Here is a 7,114-nt window from a genome sequence, read left to right on the forward strand (position 1 = left end):
GTAGGAGCTGCCGAAGGCTGCGATCTTTTAATCTTTAATCCAGTTCGCCCATCACCCGCCCGGCAAACCCGAATACCCGCCGATGGCCGGCCAGGTCAACCAGCTCGACTTCCCGACTCTGACCCGGCTCGAAGCGTACGGCGGTGCCGGCCGGGATGTTCAGGCGCATGCCACGGCTGGCGGCGCGGTCGAAGGTCAGGGCGTCGTTGGTTTCGAAGAAGTGATAGTGCGAGCCGACCTGGATCGGTCGGTCGCCGCTGTTGGCCACGTTCAGCGTGAGGGTGCGGCGGCCGACGTTGAGTTCGATGTCGCCGGGCTGGACCTGGTATTGGCCTGGAATCATTGCGGTTGCCCCAAAGTCTTGTAGTAAATGGCGGTCGGGGTGTAGGTCCCGTCCGGGCTCTGGCAGTAGTCGGGCAGTTCTCCGACGCGGGTGTAGCCCATGGCGCGATAGAATGCCTCGGCCTCGGAACCGGCCTGCGTGTCGAGGTACAACAGGCCGCGCTTGTGCTGGCGGGCGCCCAGTTCCAGTGCGCTCATCAATTGCTGGCCGAGGCCCCGACGGCGGGCCTCGCCGCGCACCAGCAGCTTTTGCACTTCGGCACGGTTGAGGCCGTTGGGTTTCTGGCACAGGGCAAGTTGGACGCTGGCCTGCACCTGTTCATCCTTGACCACCACCCACAGCAGCAAGTGGCCCTGGTTGAGACTGGCCTGGACCTCGTCGAAATAGGCGCGGGCCTGGACCGCGTCGAGGTCGGCCATGAAGCCTACGCTGGCGCCATAGCCCACGGCATCGAGCAGCAGATCGATCAGGCCCTGGCGATAGTGCGCAAAGCTTTCAGCGGGGACTCGACGCAACTGGGCGGGGTTCATCGGTTATCACTCCTTGTCGACGGCAGGCGGTAGCGCCCCTGGGTTGAGGATCAACTGCATGAAAGTCAAATCCAGCCAGCGGCCGAATTTGGTGCCCACCTGAGGCATCTGTCCGGTGGTGATGAAACCGGTCCGCTCATGCAGGCGAATCGAGGCCGCGTTGGCGCTTTCAATGGCCGCGACCATGACGTGTTTGCCGCATGCCCTGGCGCGCTCGATCAGGGCCGTCATCAACAGTGAGCCCAGGCCGTTGCCGCATTGGTCGTTACGTACGTACACCGAATGCTCCACGGTGTGCCGGAAACCGTCGAAGGGTCGCCAGTCGCCGAACGAGGCATAGCCGAGTACGTTATCTTCCTCATCGACCACCACCAACACCGGATAGCCTTGCGATTGTCGGGCGCTGAACCAGGCCTGGCGATTGCCCAGGTCCACGGTCTGTTCGTTCCAGATCGCCGTGGTGCGTAGCACCGCGTCGTTGTAGATGTCACGGATCGCGGGCAAGTCGGCGTGCCGGGCGTCACGAATGTCATAGGTCATGGCGCAACCTCACGCGATCGGCTGGTGGACGGTGACCAGTTTGGTGCCGTCGGGGAACGTCGCCTCGACCTGGATCTCCGGGATCATTTCCGGGATGCCCTCCATCACCTGTTCACGGGTCAGCAGCGTGGTGCCGTAATGCATCAGCTCGGCCACGGTCTGGCCGTCGCGGGCGCCTTCGAGCAGGGCGGCGGAGATATAGGCCATCGCCTCCGGGTAGTTGAGCTTCAAACCGCGAGCCAACCGCCGCTCGGCGACGAGACCGGCGGTGAAGATCAGCAGCTTGTCTTTTTCGCGTGGGGTCAGGTCCATGTGCAATCCATAAGGGCAGATAAATAATTCGGGCTAAAAACATGTACCTCTGTGGGAGCGGGCTCACATTCAACAGTTGAGTTGGCTGACACACCGCCTTCGCGAGCAAGCCCGCTCCCACAGAAAAGCAAATTCAAGTACTCCAGATTCTCGGGGGCATGGCCTCCCGACCGAGCAACGCCGGGCGCAGAAGCCGCCACAACTCAATCAACCAACCCCGCGCCAGCAGCGCCTCGCTCGCCAGGCACCGGGCCACGACCAGGCCGGGCAACTGGGTCAGATCACCGCGTACGTCATGGCCCAGGGATCGACACCGTTCCAGCAACGCGCTGTCAATCTCACCAGTCACCAACAGCGTGGCGAACACCGGATCGCCGCCCAGCCCAATGGGCGAGTCGAGCAATCCGTCACCGCCCACAATGCGCTGGCGTTCATGCCAGAGCAACTGCCCGTCGCGGCGAATGTCCAGCCGTGACTGGAAGTGCCCCAGGTCAAATCGCTCACCGCTGGCCGGTCGACCGAGGGCCACCATGTCCCAGTAGAACAAGCGCCCGTCACCCTGCAGGTCGATGCGGGTGCTGAGTTCGGCCTGGGCGGCGCTGAAGACGATGGTTTCCTGGGGCAACCATTCCAGGGTCGCCCCCGCGGCCACGCTCAGGTTCAGTTGCTGATATGCCGGGCTGGCGGCGCGATACCATTTGGCCGCGCCGGGACTGGTCAACTGCGCCCACGCAGCGGGGCCGACGTGGGCGGCGATGTCCAGCCGATCACCGCCGGCAATTCCGCCGGGCGGGTGGACGATGATGTGCTGGCACACTTCGGGGCCTTCGGCGTACAGGTGTTTTTGCACCCGCAGCGGACCTTTGTGGCGGCGCTGCACCGGGCGCGTGCAGTCACCGAACCGGGCGTAACCCAGTTCCAGCTCGGCATGCCAGCTGGGGGTGAACAGGGCCGAAGGGGCCAGTGAGGAGACAGGTAGGTTCATGATTTCTGATTATCGTTAGAGCGCTACAGACTAGATCGTAACCAGCCCGCGTACACCCTCGGCTTCCATATTTTCTCCGCGCCCCTGCTGCACGATCTCGCCCCGGGACATCACCAGGTATTGATCGGCCAACTCGGCGGCGAAGTCGTAGAACTGCTCCACCAGCAAAATCGCCATGTCGCCCCGGGCCGCCAGTTTCTTGATGACCACGCCGATCTCCTTGATCACCGACGGTTGAATGCCTTCGGTGGGCTCGTCGAGAATCAGCAGGCGCGGACGGCTGGCCAGGGCCCGGCCAATGGCGAGCTGCTGTTGCTGGCCACCGGACAGGTCACCGCCACGGCGTTGTTTCATTTGCAGCAGCACCGGGAACAATTCGTAAATGAACGCCGGCACTTCCTTGGCCTCGGCAGCGGAAAAGCGCGACAGGCCCATCAGCAGGTTCTCTTCCACCGTCAGCCGCCCGAAAATTTCCCGGCCCTGGGGCACATAGGCAATGCCGGCGTGTACCCGTTGGTGCGGTTTGAAGGTGGTGATGGGCTTGCCTTCCCAATTCACCGCGCCTTCCTTGGCCGGCAACAGGCCCATCAGGCATTTGAGCAGGGTGGTCTTGCCCACGCCGTTGCGGCCCAGCAGGCACGTCACCTCGCCAACCTTCACGTCGAACGACAGACCGCGCAGGATGTGGCTACCGCCGTAGTATTGGTGCAGCTTGTCGACTTGCAGCATGTCTTAAGTCCCTCTCAAGTCCCCTGTGGGCGCAATAGCTTTCTGTGGGAGCAAAGCTTGCTCGCGACAGCAGCACCTCGGTCCATCAGAAGGACCGGGTTATCGTTCATCGCGAGCAAGCTTTGCTCCCACGGGCCCGCTCCCACAGGGGGAATGTATTTGCAGGCTACCGACCGAGATACACCTCGATCACCCGCTCATTGTCCTGCACCTGCGCCAGCGACCCTTCGGCCAGCACGCTGCCCTGGTGCAACACCGTGACGTGGTCGGCAATCGCGCCGACGAAGCCCATGTCGTGCTCCACCACCATCAGCGAGTGCTTGCCTGCCAGGGATTTGAACAGCTCGGCGGTGAACTCGGTTTCGGCGTCGGTCATGCCCGCCACCGGTTCATCGAGTAGCAAGAGTTGTGGGTCCTGCACCAGCAACATGCCGATCTCCAGAAACTGTTTCTGCCCGTGGGACAGCAGGCCAGCGGCGCGATTGACCGAGGTGGTCAGGCGAATGGTCTCCAGCACTTCGCTGATGCGGTCATTCTGCTCGCCGGTCAGTTTCGCCCGCAGGCTGGCCCATACCGACTTGTCGGTTTTGAGCGCCAATTCGAGGTTTTCGAATACGCTCAGAGCTTCGAACACCGTGGGTTTCTGGAACTTGCGGCCGATGCCGGCCTGGGCGATCTGCACTTCGCTCATGCTCGTCAGGTCCAGGGTTTCACCGAACCAGGCCTTGCCATGGCTGGGCCGGGTCTTGCCGGTGATCACGTCCATCAGCGTGGTCTTGCCTGCGCCATTGGGGCCGATGATGCAGCGCAATTCGCCGACGCCGATGTACAGGTTCAGAGCGTTCAGGGCCTTGAAGCCGTCGAAACTGACGCTGATGTCTTCCAGGGTCAGGATGGTGCCGTGGCGGGTGTTCAGGCCCTTGCCAGCGGCCTGGCCGAGGCCGATGGCGTCGCGGCTGCTGCCTTGGTCCCGATTGGCATCGATAGGAGGGTCGAGGATGGGTTCGAGCATGAAATCGGCCGTCGGTGTGATTCTCATTGTTCGCCTCTCTTCTTCAGCAAGCCGATCACGCCTTTAGGCAGATACAGCGTCACGACGATGAACAGCGCGCCAAGGAAGAACAGCCAATACTCGGGAAACGCCACGGTGAACCAGCTCTTCATACCGTTGACCACGCCGGCGCCCAGCAGCGGCCCGATCAGCGTGCCGCGCCCGCCAAGGGCCACCCACACGGCGGCTTCGATGGAGTTGGTCGGCGACATTTCGCTGGGGTTGATGATGCCCACCTGTGGCACGTACAGCGCCCCAGCCAGGCCGCACAGCACTGCGCTCAACACCCAGACGAACAGCTTGAAGCCTCGGGGATCGTAGCCGCAGAACATCAGGCGGTTTTCCGCGTCGCGCAGGGCGGTCAGCACCCGGCCGAACTTGCTGCGGGCCAGGCGCCAGCCAATGAACAGGCTCGCCACCAAAAGCAGCACCGTGGCCAGGAATAACACCGCCCTGGTGCCCGGTTCGGTGATGCCAAAGCCCAGGATCGAGCGGAAATTGGTGAAGCCATTGTTGCCGCCGAACCCGGTTTCATTGCGGAAAAACAGCAACATCCCGGCAAACGTCAGGGCCTGGGTCATGATCGAGAAATACACACCCTTGATCCGCGAGCGAAAGGCGAAGAAGCCGAACACCAGCGCCAGCAAACCGGGCGCCAGCACCACCAGGCACATGGCCCAGAGGAAGCTGTCGGTGCCGCTCCAGTACCAAGGCAGTTCGGTCCACGACAAAAAGGTCATGAACGCCGGCAAGCCGTCACCGGCGGCCTGACGCATCAGGTACATGCCCATGGCATAGCCGCCCAGGGCGAAGAACAGGCCGTGGCCCAGGGACAACAGGCCGGCGTAACCCCAGACCAGGTCCAGCGCCAAGGCAACGATGGCGTAGCAGAGAATCTTGCCCACCAGGGTCAGGGTGTAAGCCGAAACGTGCAGCGGGTTATCCACCGCCAACAGCGACAGCAGCGGCAGGCTCAGCAGCACTGCCAGGATCAGCGCGCCGACGGCGACGGTGACTTTGGGGCCGGCCTTTTGCGCGGCGGTGAGCATCAGGGGCTGGTTCATCAGTCGATTACCCGTCCTTTGAGCGCGAAGAGGCCTTGCGGACGCTTCTGGATGAACAGAATGATCAGCGCGAGGATCAGGATCTTGCCCAGCACGGCGCCGATCTGCGGTTCAAGAATCTTGTTGGCGATGCCCAGCCCGAACGCGGCGAACACACTGCCGGCCAACTGACCGACGCCACCTAGCACCACCACCAGGAACGAGTCGATGATGTAGCTCTGGCCCAGGTCCGGGCCGACGTTACCGATCTGGCTCAGGGCCACGCCGCCGAGCCCGGCGATGCCCGAGCCGAGGCCGAACGCGAGCATGTCCACGCGGCCGGTGGGCACGCCGCAGCAGGCGGCCATGTTGCGGTTCTGGGTCACGGCGCGCACGTTCAGGCCCAGGCGGGTCTTGTTCAGCAACAGCCAGGTCAGCGCCACCACGAACAGTGCGAAGGCGATGATTACGATGCGGTTGTAGGGCAGCACGAGATTCGGCAATACCTGGATGCCGCCGGACAGCCAGGCCGGGTTGGCGACTTCGACGTTCTGCGCGCCGAACATCAGGCGCACCAGTTGGATCAGCATCAGGCTGATGCCCCAGGTGGCGAGCAGGGTCTCCAGGGGGCGCCCATAAAGGTGCCGGATCACCGTGCGCTCCAGGGCCATGCCGATGGCGGCGGTGATGAAAAACGCCACCGGCAGTGCGATCAGGGGGTAGAACTCGATGGCGTTTGGAGCGAAGCGCTGGAACAGCATCTGCACCACGTACGTGGAGTAGGCGCCGAGCATCAGCATCTCACCGTGGGCCATGTTGATCACACCCAGCAAACCGAACGTGATCGCCAGGCCGAGCGCAGCAAGCAGCAGGATCGAGCCCAGGGACATGCCGCTGAAGGCCTGGCCCAGCAGTTCGCCGATCAGCAGCTTGCGCTTGACCTGGCCGAGGCTGGTTTCGGCGGCGGTGCGCACCGTGGCGTCAGTTTCAACGCCGGGTTCGAGCAGGCCTTCGAGGCGGGTGCGGGCCAACGGATCGCCGGTTTCCCCCAGCAGCCGCACGGCAGCCAGACGAACCGACGGGTTGGGGTCCACCAGTTGCAGGTTCGCCAACGCCAGGCTCAGGGCAGCATGCACGTCTTCGTCCTGCTCGCCGGCCAACTGCCTGTCGAGAAATGCCAGTTGGGCCGGGCGGGCGCTTTTTTGCAGTTGCTGGGCGGCGCTCAAGCGCACGCTGGCGTCAGCGGCCAATAATTGATGGCTGGCCAGGGCGGTTTCAATCAACCCTCGCAAGCGGTTGTTCAGACGCAGAGTCTTGGGCTGGCCGTCGACGGTCAACTGGCCTTGTTGCAAGGCGTTGATCAGTTCGACACGCTCAGGTTCCGGTTGCGCGGCCCAGGCTTCCAGCAGCTTGGCTTGCTGGGGCGGCTTGGCGGCGACGAAATCTTCGGCATCACCAGCGTGGGCCTCCAGCGGCAATAGCAGCACCAGGGCGAGGATGAGGCGATAAAGGGCGGTGGGCATATGCTTGGCCTTGCGCGAACTTCTTTCTATGTGGGAGCGAGCCTGCTCGCGATAGCGG

The 7,114-nt window shown here is 63.3% G+C and carries 9 protein-coding genes; all 9 read right to left on the bottom strand.

Annotated features, from left to right (window positions below; genetic code table 11):
* Window positions 1-34: 34 nt before the first annotated feature.
* On the bottom strand, window positions 35-343 hold the full coding sequence (locus tag HU811_RS23115) for an urease subunit beta (protein ID WP_046064368.1): 309 nt from the start codon (window positions 341-343) through the stop codon (window positions 35-37).
* Window positions 340-873, bottom strand: a complete 534-nt coding sequence (locus HU811_RS23120) for a GNAT family N-acetyltransferase (RefSeq protein ID WP_092395836.1) — start codon at window positions 871-873, stop codon at window positions 340-342. The genes HU811_RS23115 and HU811_RS23120 overlap by 4 nt, the downstream gene beginning before the upstream one ends.
* 6 nt (window positions 874-879) lie before the next feature.
* On the bottom strand, window positions 880-1,413 hold the full coding sequence (locus HU811_RS23125) for a GNAT family N-acetyltransferase (RefSeq protein ID WP_186658294.1): 534 nt from the start codon (window positions 1,411-1,413) through the stop codon (window positions 880-882).
* Between the two features lie 9 nt (window positions 1,414-1,422).
* Window positions 1,423-1,725 (bottom strand): urease subunit gamma, encoded by a 303-nt coding sequence (ureA, locus tag HU811_RS23130; RefSeq protein ID WP_047227360.1) that lies wholly within the window; start codon window positions 1,723-1,725, stop codon window positions 1,423-1,425.
* Window positions 1,726-1,858: 133 nt separating this feature from the next.
* Window positions 1,859-2,710 (bottom strand): urease accessory protein UreD, encoded by an 852-nt coding sequence (locus tag HU811_RS23135; protein WP_186658296.1) that lies wholly within the window; start codon window positions 2,708-2,710, stop codon window positions 1,859-1,861.
* A 30-nt stretch (window positions 2,711-2,740) separates the two neighbouring features.
* The gene (urtE, locus tag HU811_RS23140) at window positions 2,741-3,439 is read right to left on the bottom strand and encodes an urea ABC transporter ATP-binding subunit UrtE (protein ID WP_092452268.1); all 699 of its coding nucleotides are present in this window, start codon (window positions 3,437-3,439) and stop codon (window positions 2,741-2,743) included.
* A gap of 166 nt (window positions 3,440-3,605) precedes the next feature.
* Window positions 3,606-4,478 carry an urea ABC transporter ATP-binding protein UrtD gene (gene urtD / locus HU811_RS23145; RefSeq protein WP_186658298.1) on the bottom strand — a complete coding sequence of 291 codons (873 nt, stop codon included), beginning with the start codon at window positions 4,476-4,478 and terminating at the stop codon, window positions 3,606-3,608.
* Window positions 4,475-5,554, bottom strand: a complete 1,080-nt coding sequence (gene urtC / locus HU811_RS23150; RefSeq protein WP_186658300.1) for an urea ABC transporter permease subunit UrtC — start codon at window positions 5,552-5,554, stop codon at window positions 4,475-4,477. The genes urtD and urtC overlap by 4 nt, the downstream gene beginning before the upstream one ends.
* Complete coding sequence (urtB, locus tag HU811_RS23155) at window positions 5,554-7,056, bottom strand: urea ABC transporter permease subunit UrtB (protein ID WP_186658302.1); 1,503 nt, start codon at window positions 7,054-7,056, stop codon at window positions 5,554-5,556. The genes urtC and urtB overlap by 1 nt, the downstream gene beginning before the upstream one ends.
* Between the last annotated feature and the right edge of the window lie 58 nt (window positions 7,057-7,114).

This window comes from Pseudomonas tehranensis (assembly GCF_014268615.1).
In the GTDB taxonomy this organism is placed as follows: Bacteria; Pseudomonadota; Gammaproteobacteria; order Pseudomonadales; family Pseudomonadaceae; genus Aquipseudomonas; species Aquipseudomonas tehranensis.